Consider the following 17,019-nt stretch of genomic DNA (forward strand, 5'->3'; position numbering starts at 1 on the left):
GCTAATTTTTTGATGCACCCTTACTCGTCAAGCACGATGATCGGGCGAGAGAATGTAAGCTGCGGCGACACCCAGTTTACCAGAGGTACAACCGCAGGCGGGGTGTAGGTCAGCGTGATGGTCTTCTCGAATGTTCCGGCGACTCGTGGCGTCGGAACGCTTGTCACCGTCGCGTCGAAAGTGTTGTTGAGCAGATAGGGCGCGGTTGCTGCGGCGGTCTCTGCCCAGGTTTCGATCGTCGCATCGGTGATCTCGTTACCCTTTTGGTATTCCACAACGGCAAAGCGAGAGGTTTCCTGAGCGATTGATCGCAGCGCATTTTGCGCCTGCATGCCGATTCCAACCTGGAAGACACCAAACAGCAGGCCGATAATGGCAGGTGCCAGAATAGCGAATTCGACAATGGTCGAACCAGACTGGTCCATGACGAGATTTCCGGATGTTCTGCTCATGAGATCTGCACCCGCCTCGTAATGTTGAAGTTCACCGGGCCACCAATTCCGAAATCTGTCCATGCCGGAGTGTAGGTGTCAGTCATTGTGATGATAATGAATTCCGACACCACCGCAGTCGTACCGCAACTGCTTGCATTGGCTTCCAAGGTGGTTGCCGTATCACAACGATAGTGCAGCTGCATTAAAACTTGATCAGCAGGAAGACCTGCCGAAGCCTCGATAATCGCTTCAAGCGTGGCGCGATCGCTCGCTTCTGCCGGCGGGCGTGCAACGACCACCGCCGCAGCCTCTGCCATCGATGTCTGAAGCTCGGCCTGACGCGAGACGATGCTGCTCACCTCCAGGCCACCAAGGGTCATCGTAGCCAGGATTGGCAGGATGAACGCGGTTTCAATTGCTACGCTTCCGCGCTCGCTATTAGCGAATGTCTTGGCAAGCTTGCTTAGCATGATCACCCCACCAACCTTACGCGTGTGCCACCATTGCCGACGACCACGCTGTGTGTCTCGCCAATCGGGCAAAGCGTGGTCAGATCAGCTGTACCTGCTACTTGCACCTTCGATGACATCACCATCATGCAATTGGCGGTTGCCTGGATGTTACCAGCCAGTTTCAATTCACTTTTGGGCATGTAAATCACGCCATTGATGTCAAAGTTGGTAAAGTTGGTAAAGTTGGTAGCGCCGGTGAGCTTGCTTCCCGAGTTGCCCGGAGAGTTCGGATCTTCGAAGATCAGCATGTTCTCCATACGGGCAGCATCATCCGCCGGAATGCCCAATGCCACAAGTTGCAATGCGCTCATCGGTGACAGAAACACGTCTGCTCCACCGTTGATGTCTAGCTGCGCGCCGTTCTTCAGCACGAACATCACCCCGGTTCCGGTCAGCTGATTGCCACCATTAAGTTTCAACCGACCACCATCGATCACGTAGATCCCGCTAGTTAGGTTGGCATTGCCGCCGATCTCTAAATCGGTGTAAGTTCCCGGTAGCGCCTTGCATGTTTTTCTCGGGAATTTGGTATAGATTTTTTTTGGAATCGATAATGGTTGATCGCCATTATCAAAACCATCTCCTGTGTAGTTCAAACCAGATGACCCGCATGACAACGTCCGCGGGGTGGGATTGTCCGGCGGGGTGAGACCTGAATACGGATCATTCAGGCCGTCGAAATTCTCGATCGTGCTGGCGTTAGCAAAGGCACCCATACCATCGTCGATACCGCCAGCAGACGCGACGGTGTTGATGTTTTGTGCGCGGCTGCTTCCGTTGGTACGGATCGAGGTGTCCGACGTAGACAGTGAAGCGACACCGCAAGCCGCGTCGACTGTTGGGCCACCATTAAACCACATTGCACTGCCAGCGGTAGGGTGGAGCGCCATCAGGCAGGCAGTGTATTCATCTGTTCGCTCAAACGTTGCTTGTGCGTTGACACGAATGGTAGTGGATCGCCCCATAACAAAGCTTGCAAACGGCAGGTCAGCCACAACCTCTGCGCGTACGATCACGCTGTTCTGTGTACCAGCGCCCCAATCGGCCAGGCTAGCCGCGTGCGTCGCGCCATTGTTAGCGATGATTGACAAATTGTCGGAGAATTCCTGATTGGCGCGAGTGATATAGATTGTACCGGTGTCGCCATTGCCGCGTGCCCATGCGCCGGCCAAGGCGGCCTGGTCTGCTGCGAATTGCAATTCGCGCTGCCACAAATACCATTGCGCGGTGTCTACAGCCAGGCCTGCGCCCCCCATCAGGGCTGGCATCCCCAGCGCAAAGAGAATTGCGGCATTGCCGCTCGTGCTGCGGCGCAGTTTCCGGCTGAATTTCTTCAACACACCCATGGCGTCTATTCCTTTCGCAGAACCTGAATTGGCTGCATTGGTTAGTCTTTAGCGCGCAGTAGGTATGCGGTTCGTTCACTTGTGTGGTTAATGAAGGGCTACTGAATCAGCGCTCATTTCTCCGCAAACTTACGGATTCTGCGATCTTCAAAGGTTGACACGTCACGCGGCTCCGGCACTAGGGCTGCCCATGACAAGCGACCTTGAAGCCGAAATTGGTGATGCCGAACGGGTGGCGCTGAATTATGCCAAGCCGGACATTCGGCCGAAGCTCGCGTCATTCTTTGCTTTGGATCGCCGTTTGGGACAGATCGTCGCAAACTCTAGCGAATCTTTGCTGGGACAGATGCGGATAGCCTGGTGGCGCGACATGTTATTGGCTTCGGCGAGGGACCGCCCAGCGGGTGACGTTGTGCTGGACGCAATCGGGGCAAGCTGGGGAGGGGATGCGCAGCTGCTTCAACCTTTGGCAGATGCCTGGGAGGTCTTCCTGATTGCAGAAGAGCTCACAGCCGATATTCTGTCACAGTTTGCCCAAGGTCGCGCCAGACCCCTGGCTCAAGCCTTCGGATGCGCGCACGAAGGTTTAGCAAAGCGGGCGCAACAAGCAGGCTCACTATGGGCGCTTGCGAATACAGCCGCGCATGTTTCTGATCAGACAGAACGAGAGCTGATACTTGAACTGGCCCGCGCCGAGTTGAGCGTGAATACTCCAACCGGATCAATGCCCAGAGCACTTGCAGTGCTAACCGCACTTTCTCGGCGTTCTATCAGGCGCGGTGGCCATCCGTTGATGGTGGGCAGAGGTGCGGCCTTGGCTGCATTACGTGCGGGTTTAATTGGAAAGTAGTTTCGTATAGCCTCCTTTTAATTTAGAGGAAGAAGTAAGGAGTCGAGTGATATTGGGCTTATCATGGCGACAATTGGCCTTTACTGGTGGCAAGGAAAGGCCGAGGCGGAAGAAGCACGCTAAAATCCCGATGAATTGCCTGTCTCAAATCCGGGTGAGATGACGGGGCCAACTACACCTGAGGCCAGCGAGCTTACGAGAGAGCAGCGACGCTTCTTTCTTTACAACCGCACTCGCGATTGGTGCATTTCGCGCAATGAAATGCTGTCCACCCGCAGCTAGGGCTTTCGTAAGCTCGATTTGGCCGGCAACAATTTGCTCGCCTTCGAAGAATGGGCCGTGGCTACCGCAGAGAAGTTCGAAGGGGACGATGCTGATGGGGACGGCAAGTTGCAATGAAGGAATTCGCAACAACCGCATCAAAACGCCGCTTGAAGCGGTCGTCCTGCCGATGCTAAACGCTACGCAGTTGCAGCTTCGTTTGACCTGATCCAATCGGTTAATTTGGCCTTGGCCCGTGATGTATAGGCCTCTTTTCGCTGCTTCTTCTTCACATCATGCAGCGGCGGGAATAGACCAAAATTCACATTCATGGGCTGGAATGTCTCTGCCTCTGCATCGCCTGTAATATGGCTAAGCAGGGCTCCCATGGCAGTCGTCGCGGGCAGGGCGGACCACTCGCGCCCGGAAAGTTCGCAAGCCGTCATAATGCCCGCAATCAGCCCCACAGCAGAGCTTTCGACATATCCTTCGCAGCCGGTGACCTGTCCGGCAAAGCGGATATGGGGTGCCTCCCTCAGCCGAAGCTGCCGATCAAGCACGAGTGGTGAATTCAGGAATGTGTTGCGATGCAGCCCGCCAAGTCTTGCAAACTCCGCGTTTTCCAATCCAGGGATGGTACGGAACAGCTCCACCTGTGCGCCATATTTCAGCTTCGTCTGGAAACCGACCATATTCCATAGCGTGCCGAGCTTGTTGTCCTGACGCAGTTGCACAACTGCATAGGGCCAGCGCCCCTGCGGGTGCTCTTCATTGGTATCGTAAGGATTGTCGAGGCCAACACCCTTCATTGGACCATAGCGAAGCGTTTCGACCCCGCGCTCAGCCATGACTTCAATTGGCATGCAGCCTTCGAAATAGGGCGTGTCCTTCTCCCATTCGCGAAATTCGGTCTTCTCTGCATCAATTAAGCCCTGATGGAAGGCGAGGTACTGTTCCTTTGTCATCGGACAGTTGATGTAATCGCCATTTTCATTGCTGGCTTCGGTTCGCTTGTTCCAACGACTCTGTATCCAGCATTTAGACATATCAATGCTGCCGCGATGAATAATCGGTGCAATGGCATCAAAGAACGCCAAGCGCTCTTGCCCTGTGGCTTTCACGATATTCTGAGCCAGCTCTTGCGCAGTCAGCGGACCGGTCGAAACAATGGTCATGCCGGCATCGGGCAGAGTGTCGACACGTTCGCGCACGATCTTGATTCTCGGATGTTCGGCCAATATGCGCGTCACTTCATTGCTGAAGGCATCCCGGTCGACGGCCATCGCGCTACCAGCAGGGACGCGCGCCATCTCCCCGGCACGCATAATGATCGAATCCAGTTCCCGCATTTCATGGTGCAGCAGGCCAACAGCGTTTTTTTCATCATCATCGGACCGGAAACTGTTAGAGCAGACAAGCTCCGCCAGGCCATCAGTCTGGTGCGCAGGTGTCATTTCTCCTGACCCGCGCATCTCGGACAAACGCACCCTGAAACCGCGCTTTGCTAGCTGCCAGGCCGCTTCGCTTCCCGCGAGGCCGCCGCCGATAATGTGCACATCGAAAGTCATTGTGTCGCGCAGTTAGACTTGCAGTTGCACCCCATCAAGCCCTAGCAGTGTCGCCAAGGGGAGTTTGCATGCCAAAACGCGCTTTGATCAATCGTCGCCCTTGGTTGCTGGCCAGCTTGATTGCTGCGGTTGCCTATTACTTTTTGCGCGACAATCCGATCGGGGAAGTGTGGCTGATCGTGCTGAAAGGCATGGGGGTGGCCTGTCTCGCATTCTATGCGATGCGGCGCGGGTTTGGCCCGGATGCGCAAATCCTCGCGGTGGTGATGCTGTTTAGCGCACTGGGTGACATGGGCATCGAGTTCGATATCGCGCTCGGCGGCGGGCTTTTCTTTGTCTCCCATGTTCTCGCGAGCTGGCTCTATTTACGCAATCCGCGCGACAATCCTGTTAGCTTGCAGAAAGCATTGGCGGTTGTATTGCTGCTCGCAACACCCGCGATCAGCTGGCTGTTGAGCGGCGATTTGATGGTGGCACTCTATGGGCTGTCGCTGGGCGGAATGGCGGCGTGCGCGTGGATGAGCCGCTTTCCGCGGTACCGCGTTGGCATCGGTGCTGTGCTATTCGTAATCTCGGACTTTGTCATTTTCAGTCGCTTGGGCGCATTCGATCTGGGCGATCTGCCGCATTACCTGATCTGGCCGCTTTACTTCGCTGGACAGTTCATGATCGCAACTGGTGTGGTGCAGACACTGGGCGGAGAGCATCCGGGGCGCGAAAAGGCCGCCTAGCCTGCCTAGGCGGCAATCGTCGTTCGGTGCAATTCACGCCGATGGCCTTCATAGCCGCCGGTCGCCTTGTGTAGCACGCTCCGATTATCCCACATGACCAGCATGTCCGGCTCCCAGCGATGGCGATAAACGAACTCGTCGCGCGATTGCCACTGGGCTAGCTCTGACAGGAGAGCGATCGCATCCGCTTGATCCATTCCTTCAATACCGATGATGTAACCGAGCGTGGAATACAGCGCCTCTTCACCGGTTTCAGGGTGTCTTTGCACCAATGAGTGTGTTTGCGTTGCACGGGCGCTTTCATCTGGCCGAATGTCCATGCTTCGGCCGGTGTCTTTCTCGCCATACGAACCATCCGGCGCATAAGCGAGCTGAGCGGAATGGATGGCGGTTAGAGCCCGAAGAAACTCCTGTCGTTCAGGGGTAAGTGCATTGAACGCCGCGATCTGGTTGGCGAATAGCGTGTCACCGCCCGTTGGCGGAATATCCACGGCCAGCAAGCAGGTGCCGGATGGGGGCTCTGCCAGAAAACTCCAGTCACTATGCCAGTTTTCGGCAAACAGTGGCGATGTTTCATCAGCTTCGCGCAGGATAGCGGCGATATTCTGCCGACCCTCGATTGGCGCAAAGAAAGGGTCTTCGCCAAAGCCGCCCATTGCAATGGTAAAGCGTTCTAGTGCGTCATCGTCCATCTGTTGGCCGGCAAAGGCGAGCACTTTGTGCTGCAACCAGGCGGCCCGAATATCGGCAATGAGCTTTGCGGTTAGTTCTCCCGACAAATCAACCCCGGTGACAGTCGCACCGCATGATTGACCTGACGGACTAACTGTCAAACTCATTCTTCGCTGTCGCCTGCGATATCCTTATGCGAATGCAGCGTGGTTGGCGGCGTTGTTACATCACCGTCGCCGCGCCGTTCGACCATTTCCTCGACGATAGTTTCTTCAACCTCATTTTCAGGCTCTTCAGTCTCGTCGATCAGCGCCGCTCCGACGATCTGTTCGTCCTTCGAGACATTGAATATGCGTACGCCAGATGAGCTACGCCCAGATACCGAGTAGCCAGAGTGGTTCTCAAACCCGCTTTCAATCATGTGGCGGAAGTCAACCGGCAAGCGGATAAGTTTGGCCTGATCGGTGACCAGCATCAGTTGAGAGCCATGCTTCACCGGGAAACTCGCGACGACAGAACCATTGCGGTTCTTGTCCGAAGGTTCACCAATATTGGTCAGGCCCATACCGCCCCGGCCAATGGTGCGATATTCGTAGGCGGAAGAGATTTTTCCGTAACCGCGCGATGTCAGCGTGAGAATGAACTCTTCATTCTCGGCCATTTCCGCGACTTTCTCCCCGTCTAGTGAAGGCTCGGCATCGTTTTTCTTCCACGCCGCTGCTCGCAGATAGGCATCGCGAACTTCGGTGTCGCGCTCACCCGCATCCAGCACAGCCATTGATACGACTTTCTGACCGTCCTTCAGCTTCATTCCGCGCACGCCGATGCCGGTGCGGCTCTTCGTCTCGCGCGCATCAGTGGCGGAAAACCGGATAGCCTTGCCGGAATCGGACGCAAGGAAGATTTCCTGATCCTCGGTCAGCAATTCGACTCCGATCAAATTGTCACCGCTGCCTTCAACAAAGCCCATGGCGTATTTGCCATTGGTGGGCACGTTGGTGAACGCATCCATCGAGTTGCGTCGTACCATTCCTTGCTCGGTGGCGAAGACAATGTTGAGCTTGTTCCACTCGCTTTCATCCTCTGGCAAGGCCAACACATTGGTGACGCGTTCGTCATCGCCCAACGGCAGGAGATTCACCATTGGGCGACCCTTGGTCTGTGGTCCACCTTCGGGCAGTTTCCAGACCTTCAAACGATATACACGGCCGGTGTTTGTAAAGAACAGCACCGGATTGTGCGTGCTTGTGACGAACATCTCGACAACAGCATCTTCATCCTTCGTGGCCATCCCGCTGCGGCCCTTGCCGCCGCGAGCTTGCGCGCGGAACGTGTCGAGCGGTGTACGCTTGATGTATCCGCTATGCGTGACCGTCACGACCATCTCGTCGCGCTCGATCAGGTCTTCATCTTCAACACCATCCCAGGCAGGCCCAATTTCCGACACGCGCGGGGTGGCGTAGGTATTGCGGATTTCCTCCAGTTCCTCGCGCAATACCCCGTAGAGCTTTACGCGGTCGGCAAGGATCGAGAGATACTCTTCAATGGCGATCGAAAGTTCCTTGAGCTCTTCACCAATTTCATCCCGGCCCAATGCGGTAAGACGATGCAGGCGCAGGTCCAGGATCGCCTTCACTTGACGTTCTGAAAGATTGTAAGTGCCACCTTCTTGATCGGCAGTGGGCTCGATTGATTCAATCAGGCGGATGTATTGCGCGATGTCGCCGATCGGCCATTCCTTGGCGAGTAAACGTTCGCGCGCCGTTGCAGGGTTTGGCGCACCGCGAATGATCGCCACCACCTCGTCCAGATTGGAAACCGCGACAACCAGACCAAGCAAGGTGTGCGCACGTTCGCGCGCCTTATTGAGTTCGTATTTTGTCCGGCGAGTAATGACCTCTTCACGGAAGGATATGAAGGCCTGGATTATGTCGCGAAGGGCAAGCGTTTCAGGGCGTCCGCCACGAATGGCGAGCATGTTTGCAGGGAAGCTCGATTGAGCCGGCGTGAAGCGCCAGATCTGATTGAGCACGACTTCCGGAGATGCGTCTCGCTTCAAATCAATAACGACGCGCACACCTTCGCGCGAACTTTCATCGCGAATGTCCGATATGCCCTCGATACGCTTCTCTTTCGCCGCTTCGGCAATCTTTTCTACCAGGCCCGATTTACCGACCTGGTATGGCATCGAAGTCAGGACGATAGACTGCTTGTCGTTCCGGCCGGTCTCGATCTCGTGCCGTGCACGCATCAGGATGGAGCCGCGTCCGGTCGTATAGGCCGATCTGGCGCCTGACTGGCCAAGTATCAGCGGGGCTGTTGGAAAATCGGGTCCCGGAATGTATTCGATCAGTTCTTCTGATGTGATCGCCGGATTGTCGAGAAAGGCAAAGCAACCATCGATCACTTCACCCAGATTGTGCGGCGGCACATTGGTCGCCATACCAACGGCGATACCCCCTGCGCCATTGACCAGCAGGTTAGGGAAACGCGCAGGGAGAACCTGTGGCTCCTTCAGCGAACCATCATAGTTATCCGCGAAATTGACTGTATCCTTATCCAGATCATCTAGCAGCGTGTTCGCCACCCGCGCCAGCCGCGCTTCGGTATAGCGCATGCTCGCAGGGGGATCTGGATCCATGGAGCCAAAGTTACCTTGGCCATCGATCAATGGAACGCGCAGCGACCAATCCTGCGTCATCCGGGCGAGGGCATCGTAAATCGCGGAGTCCCCATGTGGGTGATAATTACCCATCACGTCACCAACGATTTTCGCACTCTTGCGATAAGGGCGGCCGGCAACAAAGCCACCTTCCTTGCAGGCGAAAAGGATGCGGCGGTGAACCGGTTTCAAGCCATCGCGCACATCTGGTAGGGCGCGGCTCACGATTACGCTCATTGCATAATCAAGATAGCTCGTTTTCATTTCGTCGACGATGTCGACTCGTTCAAACTCACCTGATGGTTGTGGTGCGGAAATTGTATCGGTTTCGTCGCTCAAAGCGTATCCGTTCTAGCTAGGCTGGTCTCCAGCGGTCAATGAGTGTCGAATGTAGGCTTTCGGACCATTTTCCGCCAGTTTATGGGGCAACAAATGCGGTATAAAGAAAGCTTTTTCCACACATAGGGCGGTGCTCTTGTGCAAATTCCAAAACGCTTGCTTTTAACATCATTCAAAGCTCGTTCAGCACGGCTTGCATAGGAAAAATTGCAAAATAGGCCAGACCACGCCATTGGGTTCTGCTTGTTGTATTTTACACGCGGGGAATCCGCGGTATTTTATTTGTTTCAGGAGTAAATTTCATGCGTCTTTTTGTGTCACCTTTGCGCGCTCGCAAGAAGCCGGGGTCGTCAATCGTTTTGGCAGTGGCGCTGCTTACCGGGGCTGTGATGCTGAGCGGAGTTATTTCAGATCCGGCGCATGCGCAGCGTGACCGCAAGAAGAAAGACAAAGAACCAAGAGCTGAATATTCAAAGGAATTCATCGAAGCGTTCACGCCGCTGCAGAATGCAGTGAATGCCAACGATGGCTCTGCGGCGACGGTTGTTGGACAGTTTCCCGCGATTATTGCGCTCGCGCAGTCTGGCGACGAGAAGAATGCACTGGGCGGCCTGATTTATAACGCTGGCGTGCAAACCAGGGAGCAGGCCCTTCAGCTGCAGGGCATGGGCTTGATGCTGCAAAGTGGAAAGGTTCCAACTGAGAATATCGGTCGCTTCAACTTCATCGCGTATCAATTATCGAATGCTGCAGGGGACCATCCCGGAGCGCGAGCCTATCTTCAGGCGGCAATCGTTGCCAATTTCAACACGGATTCTGTCTCTGTTTCTGACATGCAGATCGCGATGGCAGAAAGTTTTATTTCCGAGAGCCGTATAGCAGAGGGGCTCAACTATCTTGCGACTGCCATCGAGAGCCGCAAGGCTGCCGGTCAAAGCGTTGATGAGGCATGGTACCGTCGCGGATTGAGTGTGGCCTACAACAATGAAGTCGTTCCGCAAGTTTATGATTTCGCTTCGATCTGGATTGCGGCCTATCCAAGTGAAACCAATTGGCGCGACGCAATTAACATTGTCCGTAACCTAAACACTTACGACAGCGGTCAAATGCTCGATCTGATGCGTCTTTCCCACCGCGTCGGCGCGTTGAAAGAGAAGTATGAATACATCGACTATGTGGAAGCCGCCGATGCGCGCCGTCTGCCGAATGAGGTTAGACGCGTCATCGAACAGGGATACGCTTCGGGGATTGTCAGCCGAGATGACATTTACCTCTCTGACGCACTAGGCACAGCGAAGAACCGGATTGCGGCCGATGAAGCAGAGCTTCCTTCTCTAGAGCGTGATGCTGGTGTTTCTGGCGCTGGCGTGCGCACAGTTGTTGCCGCGGGTGACGCGTTCCTGAGCTACAACGAATACACAAAGGCAGAGGTGTTCTACACCAAGGCATCCACGATGCCAGGCGCTGACAAGAATGAAATTCTGACCCGACTTGGTATTAGTCAGCTAGAGCAAGGCAAGTTCGACGCGGCGATGGAGTCGTTTGCTCAGGTTGGCGGCAATCGCTTGCCCATCGCAAGGCTTTGGACGGCCTACACGACTCAAAAGGCGGCAGCGGTGGCAACTGTAAGCGAGCCGGAAGTGCCTGCGGTAGCAGAACCGGAAGCCCAAACCAGTTAAGCCAAATGAAATGTGCATTTCGAGCGGCGCAGTTTCTAAGCGAAAGCTGCGCCGTTTTTTGCTTGCAACGGCTTTAGCGTCGTCGCTTCAAATAAACATGGTTCTCGCGGCGTTCGACTTTGAAATTGTCCAATGCATCAAACATCTCATTAACGCTTTTGAAGCCGTGATTTCGGACATCGAAGCTCGAACGGTTGCCCGCAATCTGTCCGAGATGTGAGAGATTGGCGTAGCCCTTTTCGTCGCCTTCGGCATCGGAGTAAACAGCCGTGATCAGTTCCATCAACTTGGTGTCGAGACCTTCTGAACCTAAAAAATTGCCGTCTTTGTCCTGGGCAGCAACTTCAGATTTATAGTTCGTAATCAGTTTCATGAATTCGATGAAGCGCGTGTACACGCTCTTGAAAACCTGTTGGGTTTTGGCCTTTCCAAAGCCGTGAGCCAGGATCCCGTCCTGACGCAGCCGCGTGACCAGCGGTGCGAAATCGCTGTCCGCAGTCATGATGCCGAAGCCATCAACCTTGCCCTGATAAAGCAGATCGATTGCATCAATGGTTATCGCCATATCGGTGGCATTCTTGCCTTTGCAAACATTAAATTGTTGCTGCGGGCAAATACCGAATTTATTGGTGATCTTGTCCCATTTTGCGAGATTGTTCTTAGGGAAATCGCCGTAGGCGTGCCAAATGTTCACTTGGACCAACTCGGCCATTACCGTCAGGGCAGGATCGATTCGTTCCGGAGTGGTGTTGTCTGCGTCAATCAGCTGAGCGATATTTACGGGTTTTGACATGCACTGACATGGGGGCAGGGCACGCCGGGGGCAAGCGATTACTCCGTTCGATTTAGTCTTCTGGCAGAAACTCGCCGGTGTCCTCATCAAGTGAATACAGCACACCTTCCTTGATCGAGAAATGGGCGCCGCGCAGCTTGAGCTTGCCGATCTTTTCCTTGTCTGCGAGCCATGGAAAGCTGCGCAAATTAGTGAGGCTTTGTCGAATGGCAGCAAACTCCATCGCAAGTTCTGCCTTGCGACCGGTGGTGCCATGCTTGGACGATACTGTCTGGCTTGCTTCGTCGAGGAGGCTGACCCAGTTTGCCACAAACCCGCCTTTGCCCGGATCTTTGGCCTTCATGCTTTGTGTGAGCGCGGCCTGGCATCCGCCGCAGCGTCCATGCCCCATCACGACAATTTGCCTGACCTCCAGCATCTGGACCGCAAATTCGATTGCAGCAGATACGCCGTGATAACCGGGAGTGGTCTCAAATGGCGGGACCAGGGCCGCAACATTGCGCACGACGAAAATCTCGCCCGGATCGACGTCAAAAATCTGGGCTGGATCAACGCGGCTATCTGAACAGCTGATAATCATGAGTTTGGGGCTCTGGCCCTCGCGTACCAGCTCGTCATAGCGAGCTTTCTGACGTGGGTATCCGTCTGCGCGAAAGCGCTTATAGCCTCGCAGCAGTTCAGCATATTCAGGCATTGGTCATTCCCCCTCCCAAGGGGATTAGAAGCGTTCGCCTCTGATCACTTCGACGTCCCACATGCTGAAAAGAAACCCGTGAGAGGTCAATATCGGTGCGATTTCTTCCGCAAGTTTCATCGCCTTGTCTTCGGGGGCGATGGTGAGGACAAACACTTTGTCTGTACCCATCACGCGTTCCTCACGCCAATGACCGTCACGTCCTTTGCCGGAATCCACGGGCGTGACGGTCCAGCCGGTAATCTCTGCGCGCTCGATAGCTGCGGTGACACGTTTTAGCAGCGCCTTGTCAGCAAGGATTTCAATCCGTTTGCGGGTGACTGTTTCGATCATGGCATGATCCCTCCGCTTCCAGTGAGATAGGCGGCAAGTGTGCTGATCAGACCGATGTTGATCAGGACGTTGAACGGAAACGTGATACTGAGCGACATAGTCAGATAGATACCCGGATCAGCCTCTGGCAATGCAAGGCGCATAGCAGCCGGAACTGCAATGTAGCTGGCGCTGGCGCACAAAACACCAAGCGCCGCGGCAGATCCAGCATCAAGCCCGATGGCCACGCCAAGAATTGTTCCGACAGCACCGTTTACCAACGGCAGGAAGATTGCGATCAAGCCGAGCCGCCAAGTAATTGCGCGCGAATCCATCATGCGACGGGCGGCGATCAAACCCATATCGAGCAGGAACAGGCAGAGAATACCTTTGAAACCTGCCTCGAAGAACGGGCTGACATCTGCAAAACCGGTGGGGCCGGCAATCATCCCGATGACGAATGCACCCAGCAACAGCATGATCGACGAGTTGGTGAATACCTCGTGCAGCATTTCGCCGGTTGACTGCCCGCCTGTCTCGTTTTTCCCAAGACCGCGGGCGAGCATCAGGCCTGACAGGATTGCGGGAGCTTCCATCGCGGCCATGACAGCTACCATAAATCCGCCAGGCTCTCGTGCCTGCCCGGTCAGGATTTCGACCGCCGTTACAAAGGTGACGACACTAATCGAACCATAGTGGGCCGCGACCGCACCCGAGTTGATCTGATCCAGCTTTCCGAAGGTTTTCAGCACGAAATAGGCAAAAAAGGGCAGAATGAAGCCTGCCGCGATGCCGGTGCCCAAAGCGGCCAGAACGGTTCCATCGATCCCGGAATTGGCGACAGCAACACCGCCCTTGAGGCCAATCGCCGCCATCAAATAGAGCGACATGCCCTTTGCGATGGCTTCCGGAATAGCCAGGTCCGAGCGGACAAAGGCGGCGAATACGCCGAGCACGAAAAACAAGACAACCGGAGAGGTGAATGTAGCGAGCGTCGTAGCGTCCATGGTCCTGCGTTAGCTATGCATACTAATGTCGGCAAGTGCCCATTGCGCGGTGTCCAGCCTTATCCTACATGGCGCGCATGAACGACCTTGCATTTGTTCCGCCGAAAGATGAAACGCCGCGTCCCGCACGGCAGCGCAAGCCCGACTGGATTCGCGTAAAAGCTCCCGTCAGCAAGGGCTATAATGTGACGCGCAAACTGATGCGCGACTTGAACCTCAATACGGTGTGCGAAGAAGCTGCCTGCCCGAACATCGGCGAGTGCTGGACGAAGAAGCACGCCACGGTGATGATCCTGGGCGATGTGTGCACGCGTGCTTGCGCGTTCTGCAACGTGAAGACCGGCATGCCGCGCATGGTCGACCCATTGGAGCCCGACAATGTTGCGATAGCGGCAGGCAAGATGGGCCTGGAACACATTGTCATCACCAGTGTGGATCGCGACGATTTGCCGGATGGCGGCGCGGGGCAGTTTGTGAAGGTGATCAATGCGCTCCGCCGTGAGACTCCCAACACAACAATCGAGATCCTGACGCCAGACTTCCGCGGTAAAATGCGGCCCGCGGTTGAGGCCATTTGTGAAGCAGGACCAGATGTTTACAACCACAACCTCGAAACGGTCCCGCGGCTTTACCCTACGATCCGCCCGGGTGCGCGTTACTATGCATCCTTGCGCCTTCTGGAAGAAGTCAAACGCCACGATCCAATGATTTTCACCAAGTCTGGCATCATGTTGGGACTGGGTGAGCAGCGGCTTGAAGTGCATCAGGTGATGGACGACATGCGTAGCGCGGAAATCGATTTCATGACGATGGGCCAATATCTCCAGCCAACGCCGAAGCATGCCAATGTCGAGGATTTTATCACGCCTGACTCATTCAAGGCTTACGGCTCGATCGCGCGCGCAAAGGGCTTCCTGCAAGTCGCATCGAGCCCGTTGACGCGTTCAAGCTATCACGCGGGCGATGATTTCGCAGTGATGAAGGCGGCGCGGGCTGAAAAGCTGGCTAAGGCGGAAGCTCGCGCAAAGGCCTGATGCCCGGAATACGAGAAACCCGAAGGCTACCTTACTCCGCCGAACAGATGTTCGATCTGGTGGCGGATGTGGGGCGCTATGCCGAATTTCTCCCATGGGTCATCGCGACACGCGTAAGATCTGACAGCGATACCGAGATGGTCGCCGATATGGTTGTCGGGTTCAAGTCACTGAGGGAAAAGTTCACATCTCGCGTGGCGAAGGATCGTCCGCGTGAGATCGATGTGCACTATGTCGATGGTCCGCTGCGCGATCTAGACAATACATGGATATTCAGATCGCATCCAGAAGGCGGATGTGAGATCGACTTCAAGGTCGAATTCACATTCAAGAACCGGATGTTTGAACGGATTGCAGGGCAGTACTTCGACCGTGCATTTCACAAGATGGTAGCCGCCTTCGAGGCGCGCGCGGCAGAGGTTTACGGGAGCAAGAGCTCAAGCGCGCAAAGCGTGGCTTGATGGCGTACCTCTGCTCTGTTCATATCCGCAAAATGCTTTAGCTCGCCTTCCGGCTTTGCCTCGCTGTCCCGCGTGGCCCGTGCAAAAACGACAGTGCCAACCGGTTTCAGCTTGGTTCCGCCTCCGGGGCCGGCAACCCCGCTTATGGCTACGGCAACATCTGCATTGCTCTTGTGAAGTGCACCGTTCGCCATCGCCCAAACGCACGCGATCGAGACCGCGCCGAATGTTTCGATGATGTCGAGTGCGACACCCAGCGATTCCATCTTGGCTTCATTCGAATAGGTCACAAAGCCACGATCAAGCACGGCGGACGAGCCAGGAATCTCGGTAAGCGCGGCCGCAACCAATCCGCCCGTGCAGCTCTCTGCCAAAGCGATCTTGCGCCCGGCGGCAGCATTCTCTTCTATTACGCGGCGAGCGAGCGCATCGATATCAGCGGGCAGCAAGCTGCCGTGGTCTGTTTGCGTATTTTCGGTCATATCTCTCTCTGGAGGCTCACCATCGCTTGCGCTGCTATACCTTCGCCGCGACCTGTAAAGCCCAGACGTTCGGTTGTAGTCGCCTTAACGCTCACTTGCGATGCATCAATTCGTAGCAGCTCCACAAGTCTTGCGCGCATCGAGTCCCGATGCGGGCCAATCTTGGGCTCTTCGCAAATCAAAGTGAGGTCGACATTGCCGATCCGGTATCCGGCCTGATCGACCAGTTTCACTGCATGTTCCACAAACAAGGGTGAGGGTGCCCCCCTCCATTGCGGATCGCTTGGCGGGAAATGCGTGCCGATATCGCCATCGCCAATCGCACCGAGCAATGCATCGACCACGCAATGGAGCGCGACATCGGCGTCTGAATGACCGGACAGACCCTTGTTGTGCGGGATTTGCACGCCACACAGCCAAAGATCCTCGCCTTCGACCAATCGGTGAACATCAAAGCCTTGTCCGACCCTTATTTGGGGTTTGTCTGACATCAGATCCTCAGCAAATGTGATTTTCTTGAGGCATTCAGCGCCATCAACCAAGCCGACTTGGCCGCCTGCGGCCATGAGTACTTGTGCATCATCGCCAGCATCGGTTGCGTCTTTCCATGCGCGATGTGCGGAGAGGATATCTTTATAGATGAACGCCTGCGGTGTCTGAACGCGGCGCAAATCCTCTCGGTCTGCCTTGCCGGACATTGCATCGCCCTCGGCCACGGCAATACTGTCTACGACGGGCAGAACCGGGATGGCACCTGCAGTCTCAACAAGTTTGCCAAGCAGGCGCTCGATCACGGCGTTGGGAAGATCAGCGCGAGCGGCATCGTGGATCAGTACTTGCTCCGGAGCCGATGTTGCCAATGCCTCGAGCCCGTTTCGCACCGAATCCTGGCGCGTAAGGCCACCGATTGCAAAAGTTAAACCTTCAATTCCCTGAAGGGCCGCCCTTGCGGCATTTTCTTGTCCATCGCCGATCACCACAATCAGCGGTGAAGCCCCGGCTTTGCCCAAAGCCTCTACCGAATGGCGTACCAATGGCTTGCCGCGATATTGCGCAAATTGTTTCGGAACATCGCCGCCCGCGCGCAGGCCTTTACCAGCCGCGACTACGATTGCAGCAAAAGGGGGAAGGGGAGTGGCTTGTGTCACGCTTCTCTCAGACTCGGTGCACGCGCTTAGGGGC

General features: G+C 55.5%; 17 protein-coding genes. 5 read left to right on the forward strand and 12 right to left on the reverse strand.

What is annotated here, in order from left to right:
• Window positions 1–20: 20 nt before the first annotated feature.
• Genes QQX03_RS07615 through QQX03_RS07625 form a run of 3 tightly spaced genes read right to left on the reverse strand, consistent with a single transcriptional unit; the run spans window position 21 to window position 2,292 of the window.
• Window positions 21–452 (reverse strand): TadE/TadG family type IV pilus assembly protein, encoded by a 432-nt coding sequence (locus tag QQX03_RS07615; RefSeq protein WP_285975158.1) that lies wholly within the window; start codon window positions 450–452, stop codon window positions 21–23.
• A complete protein-coding gene (locus tag QQX03_RS07620) occupies window positions 449–904 on the reverse strand; it encodes a TadE/TadG family type IV pilus assembly protein (RefSeq protein WP_285975159.1) in 456 nt (151 codons plus the stop codon). Before QQX03_RS07620 ends, QQX03_RS07615 begins: the two co-directional genes overlap by 4 nt.
• Window positions 905–906: 2 nt before the next feature.
• Window positions 907–2,292: a pilus assembly protein TadG-related protein gene (locus QQX03_RS07625; protein ID WP_285975160.1), complete on the reverse strand. Its 1,386-nt coding sequence runs from the start codon at window positions 2,290–2,292 to the stop codon at window positions 907–909.
• A gap of 190 nt (window positions 2,293–2,482) precedes the next feature.
• On the opposite strand from QQX03_RS07625, the gene QQX03_RS07630 reads away from it, so the two are divergent.
• The gene (locus QQX03_RS07630; RefSeq protein ID WP_285975161.1) at window positions 2,483–3,142 is read left to right on the forward strand and encodes a hypothetical protein; all 660 of its coding nucleotides are present in this window, start codon (window positions 2,483–2,485) and stop codon (window positions 3,140–3,142) included.
• A gap of 461 nt (window positions 3,143–3,603) precedes the next feature.
• Here QQX03_RS07630 and trmFO read toward each other — a convergent pair whose 3' ends face one another.
• Window positions 3,604–4,971, reverse strand: coding sequence for a methylenetetrahydrofolate--tRNA-(uracil(54)-C(5))-methyltransferase (FADH(2)-oxidizing) TrmFO (gene trmFO, locus QQX03_RS07640; protein ID WP_285975162.1), 1,368 nt, complete (start codon window positions 4,969–4,971; stop codon window positions 3,604–3,606).
• Window positions 4,972–5,039: 68 nt separating this feature from the next.
• On the opposite strand from trmFO, the gene QQX03_RS07645 reads away from it, so the two are divergent.
• Window positions 5,040–5,702 carry a lysoplasmalogenase family protein gene (locus tag QQX03_RS07645; protein ID WP_285975163.1) on the forward strand — a complete coding sequence of 221 codons (663 nt, stop codon included), beginning with the start codon at window positions 5,040–5,042 and terminating at the stop codon, window positions 5,700–5,702.
• A 5-nt stretch (window positions 5,703–5,707) separates the two neighbouring features.
• Here QQX03_RS07645 and QQX03_RS07650 read toward each other — a convergent pair whose 3' ends face one another.
• Together QQX03_RS07650 and gyrA are read right to left on the reverse strand one after the other, a co-directional pair.
• The gene (locus tag QQX03_RS07650) at window positions 5,708–6,541 is read right to left on the reverse strand and encodes a TauD/TfdA dioxygenase family protein (RefSeq protein ID WP_285975164.1); all 834 of its coding nucleotides are present in this window, start codon (window positions 6,539–6,541) and stop codon (window positions 5,708–5,710) included.
• Window positions 6,538–9,375: a DNA gyrase subunit A gene (gene gyrA / locus QQX03_RS07655; protein WP_285975165.1), complete on the reverse strand. Its 2,838-nt coding sequence runs from the start codon at window positions 9,373–9,375 to the stop codon at window positions 6,538–6,540. The genes QQX03_RS07650 and gyrA overlap by 4 nt, the downstream gene beginning before the upstream one ends.
• A 302-nt stretch (window positions 9,376–9,677) precedes the next feature.
• Between gyrA and QQX03_RS07660 the strand changes: the two genes are divergently transcribed.
• A complete protein-coding gene (locus QQX03_RS07660) occupies window positions 9,678–11,054 on the forward strand; it encodes a hypothetical protein (protein WP_285975166.1) in 1,377 nt (458 codons plus the stop codon).
• A 73-nt stretch (window positions 11,055–11,127) separates the two neighbouring features.
• On the opposite strand, the gene QQX03_RS07665 is transcribed toward QQX03_RS07660, so the two are convergent.
• The 4 genes from QQX03_RS07665 to QQX03_RS07680 are packed head-to-tail and all read right to left on the reverse strand — an operon-like array spanning window position 11,128 to window position 13,860.
• Entirely contained in the window at window positions 11,128–11,847 is a 720-nt protein-coding gene (locus tag QQX03_RS07665; protein ID WP_285975167.1) for an NYN domain-containing protein, read from the reverse strand.
• A gap of 52 nt (window positions 11,848–11,899) precedes the next feature.
• Entirely contained in the window at window positions 11,900–12,541 is a 642-nt protein-coding gene (locus QQX03_RS07670) for a carbonic anhydrase (RefSeq protein ID WP_285975168.1), read from the reverse strand.
• Window positions 12,542–12,565: 24 nt separating this feature from the next.
• Window positions 12,566–12,874 (reverse strand): P-II family nitrogen regulator, encoded by a 309-nt coding sequence (locus QQX03_RS07675; RefSeq protein ID WP_285975169.1) that lies wholly within the window; start codon window positions 12,872–12,874, stop codon window positions 12,566–12,568.
• Window positions 12,871–13,860: a sodium-dependent bicarbonate transport family permease gene (locus QQX03_RS07680; protein ID WP_285975170.1), complete on the reverse strand. Its 990-nt coding sequence runs from the start codon at window positions 13,858–13,860 to the stop codon at window positions 12,871–12,873. The genes QQX03_RS07675 and QQX03_RS07680 overlap by 4 nt, the downstream gene beginning before the upstream one ends.
• 68 nt (window positions 13,861–13,928) lie before the next feature.
• On the opposite strand from QQX03_RS07680, the gene lipA reads away from it, so the two are divergent.
• Complete coding sequence (lipA, locus tag QQX03_RS07685; protein WP_432762817.1) at window positions 13,929–14,894, forward strand: lipoyl synthase; 966 nt, start codon at window positions 13,929–13,931, stop codon at window positions 14,892–14,894.
• Window positions 14,894–15,355, forward strand: a complete 462-nt coding sequence (locus QQX03_RS07690; protein WP_285975172.1) for a type II toxin-antitoxin system RatA family toxin — start codon at window positions 14,894–14,896, stop codon at window positions 15,353–15,355. The genes lipA and QQX03_RS07690 overlap by 1 nt, the downstream gene beginning before the upstream one ends.
• On the opposite strand, the gene QQX03_RS07695 is transcribed toward QQX03_RS07690, so the two are convergent.
• A complete protein-coding gene (locus tag QQX03_RS07695) occupies window positions 15,316–15,837 on the reverse strand; it encodes a CinA family protein (protein ID WP_285975173.1) in 522 nt (173 codons plus the stop codon). The two genes, QQX03_RS07690 and QQX03_RS07695, sit on opposite strands and share 40 nt — an antisense overlap.
• On the reverse strand, window positions 15,834–16,985 hold the full coding sequence (locus QQX03_RS07700) for a bifunctional 2-C-methyl-D-erythritol 4-phosphate cytidylyltransferase/2-C-methyl-D-erythritol 2,4-cyclodiphosphate synthase (RefSeq protein ID WP_285975174.1): 1,152 nt from the start codon (window positions 16,983–16,985) through the stop codon (window positions 15,834–15,836). Before QQX03_RS07700 ends, QQX03_RS07695 begins: the two co-directional genes overlap by 4 nt.
• Window positions 16,986–17,019: the final 34 nt, after the last annotated feature.

Origin of the sequence: Altererythrobacter rubellus (assembly GCF_030284385.1) — a bacterium.
GTDB lineage: Bacteria > Pseudomonadota > Alphaproteobacteria > Sphingomonadales > Sphingomonadaceae > Erythrobacter > Erythrobacter rubellus.

Bases quoted from the DNA above. Each gene is read 5' to 3' on its own strand.
- QQX03_RS07615 (WP_285975158.1), bottom strand. From the start codon at position 452: ATGAGCAGAACATCCGGAAATCTCGTCATGGACCAGTCTGGTTCGACC.
- QQX03_RS07620 (WP_285975159.1), bottom strand. From the start codon at position 904: ATGCTAAGCAAGCTTGCCAAGACATTCGCTAATAGCGAGCGCGGAAGC.
- QQX03_RS07625 (WP_285975160.1), bottom strand. From the start codon at position 2,292: ATGGGTGTGTTGAAGAAATTCAGCCGGAAACTGCGCCGCAGCACGAGC.
- QQX03_RS07630 (WP_285975161.1), top strand. From the start codon at position 2,483: ATGACAAGCGACCTTGAAGCCGAAATTGGTGATGCCGAACGGGTGGCG.
- trmFO (WP_285975162.1), bottom strand. From the start codon at position 4,971: ATGACTTTCGATGTGCACATTATCGGCGGCGGCCTCGCGGGAAGCGAA.
- QQX03_RS07645 (WP_285975163.1), top strand. From the start codon at position 5,040: ATGCCAAAACGCGCTTTGATCAATCGTCGCCCTTGGTTGCTGGCCAGC.
- QQX03_RS07650 (WP_285975164.1), bottom strand. From the start codon at position 6,541: ATGAGTTTGACAGTTAGTCCGTCAGGTCAATCATGCGGTGCGACTGTC.
- QQX03_RS07660 (WP_285975166.1), top strand. From the start codon at position 9,678: ATGCGTCTTTTTGTGTCACCTTTGCGCGCTCGCAAGAAGCCGGGGTCG.
- QQX03_RS07665 (WP_285975167.1), bottom strand. From the start codon at position 11,847: ATGTCAAAACCCGTAAATATCGCTCAGCTGATTGACGCAGACAACACC.
- QQX03_RS07670 (WP_285975168.1), bottom strand. From the start codon at position 12,541: ATGCCTGAATATGCTGAACTGCTGCGAGGCTATAAGCGCTTTCGCGCA.
- QQX03_RS07675 (WP_285975169.1), bottom strand. From the start codon at position 12,874: ATGATCGAAACAGTCACCCGCAAACGGATTGAAATCCTTGCTGACAAG.
- QQX03_RS07680 (WP_285975170.1), bottom strand. From the start codon at position 13,860: ATGGACGCTACGACGCTCGCTACATTCACCTCTCCGGTTGTCTTGTTT.
- lipA (WP_432762817.1), top strand. From the start codon at position 13,929: ATGGCGCGCATGAACGACCTTGCATTTGTTCCGCCGAAAGATGAAACG.
- QQX03_RS07690 (WP_285975172.1), top strand. From the start codon at position 14,894: ATGCCCGGAATACGAGAAACCCGAAGGCTACCTTACTCCGCCGAACAG.
- QQX03_RS07695 (WP_285975173.1), bottom strand. From the start codon at position 15,837: ATGACCGAAAATACGCAAACAGACCACGGCAGCTTGCTGCCCGCTGAT.